Genomic DNA, 1,444 nt, shown 5'->3' on the forward strand with positions numbered 1-1,444 from the left:
ACGACCGAGTCGCTGGCCGGCGCTCTTCGTTCCACCGCGACCCGCGGCGTGTGGGGAGAGACCCAGTTGCGCCGAGTGGTCGAGGCGGCGGGCCTGACCCGCCACGTCGATTTCGACCTGCAGACGACGATCTCGTCGGACCGCGGCCAGGGGCGCCCCGACATGGTCGTGCGGCTGGCGGGTGGCACGTCGATCGCGGTGGATGCCAAGGTTCCGCTCGACGCCTACCTCGAGGCCTCCGCGCTGCCGATCGGCGACGCATACGAGAGTCAGCGACGGGCGCACATGCAGAAGCATGTGAAGGCCGTGCGCGCGCACATCGACGCCCTGGCCAAGAAGGCGTACTGGAACGGACTCGACGCGAGTCCCGAGTTCGTCATCTGCTTCCTGCCGAGCGAGTCGCTGCTCGCCGCCGCGATCGACGAAGACCCGACCCTGCTCGACTACGCCTTCGGCAGGCGCGTCGCGCTCGCCTCACCGGTCAATCTCTGGGCCGTGCTGAAGACGGTGGCCTATACCTGGACGCAGCAGGAGGTCTCCACCGAGGCACGAGCGCTCCTGAACCTGGGCACGCAGCTGTACGACCGACTCGGCGTCCTCGCAGGTCACGCAGACGACCTGCGACGTGCACTGGAGCGCACAGTCGACAGCTACAACCGATTCGCAGGGTCACTCGAGAGTCGCGTGCTCGTCACCGCGCGACAGTTTCCGGGCATCGACCCTTCCGCGCTCGACGCGGCTCCGCCCGCGATCACGGCCCAGACGCGTCGATTCACGTCAGCCGAACTCGTCGACACGGACTCCAGAATCGACACCGAATCCGACCATGCGTCGGCAGCATCGCTGGATGACGAGGCGGCACCACTTCACGCCGACGTCGGAGACGTGCGCTCCCGCCTGCAGGGCGGCGACTGATCAGGCGATGCCGGGAACGCCGCTGAGCAGCAGGATCACCAGACCGCTCGTCACGACGAAGGCCCCGATCATCCACCACGCGCTCAGCTCGTGCCCTTCGGCGCGACGGACGCGGAACAGGACGTCGGCACGACGCGCAGGGTCAGCGATCGCAGGCGAGGCGGCTGCGGGTGCGACCGGGGTCCCGGTCGAGAGCGGCACGCCTGCCTCATCGACGTTGACCCGCAGGATGCGGCCGGTGGCCGTGGTCACGATCTTGGTCGGCGCGGCTGTGGAGCCACTCGTGTGCTGCGTTGTCATCGGTCTGCCCTCCTGTGCCTGCGGTGCCTGGCGGCTCCGTCGACGGCGACAAATCCAGTGACAATTGTGACACGTGCGGCCGGGAAAGCAGGGCGCACCGCTCCGCGCAGCGGTACCGGGTCGGTAACGATGCCCCTCGCGGCCTCAGTGAGAGGAGGTCAGAGCCACTTCGAGACGAGGTGCTCCGATGCGATCCTGCGCAGCGTTCCGGAAGCGCCGCGCAGCACGA

At 68.5% G+C, this 1,444-nt stretch carries 2 protein-coding genes; one reads left to right on the forward strand and one right to left on the reverse strand.

Going from position 1 to position 1,444, the window contains the following annotated elements; genetic code table 11:
* Positions 1 to 915, forward strand: a 915-nt coding sequence (locus RTM68_RS05635; RefSeq protein WP_312169102.1) for a DNA recombination protein RmuC, incomplete at its 5' end; no start/stop codon positions are given.
* Here the strand turns inward: RTM68_RS05635 and RTM68_RS05640 are convergent.
* Entirely contained in the window at positions 916 to 1,215 is a 300-nt protein-coding gene (locus tag RTM68_RS05640; RefSeq protein WP_312169106.1) for a hypothetical protein, read from the reverse strand.
* Positions 1,216 to 1,444 lie beyond the last annotated feature (229 nt).

The sequence above is a fragment of the Microbacterium sp. genome, from assembly GCF_031988965.1.
In the GTDB taxonomy this organism is placed as follows: domain Bacteria; phylum Actinomycetota; class Actinomycetes; order Actinomycetales; family Microbacteriaceae; genus Microbacterium.

Coding starts and splice junctions, on each gene's coding strand:
- RTM68_RS05640 (WP_312169106.1), bottom strand. CDS start 1,215: ATGACAACGCAGCACACGAGTGGCTCCACAGCCGCGCCGACCAAGATC.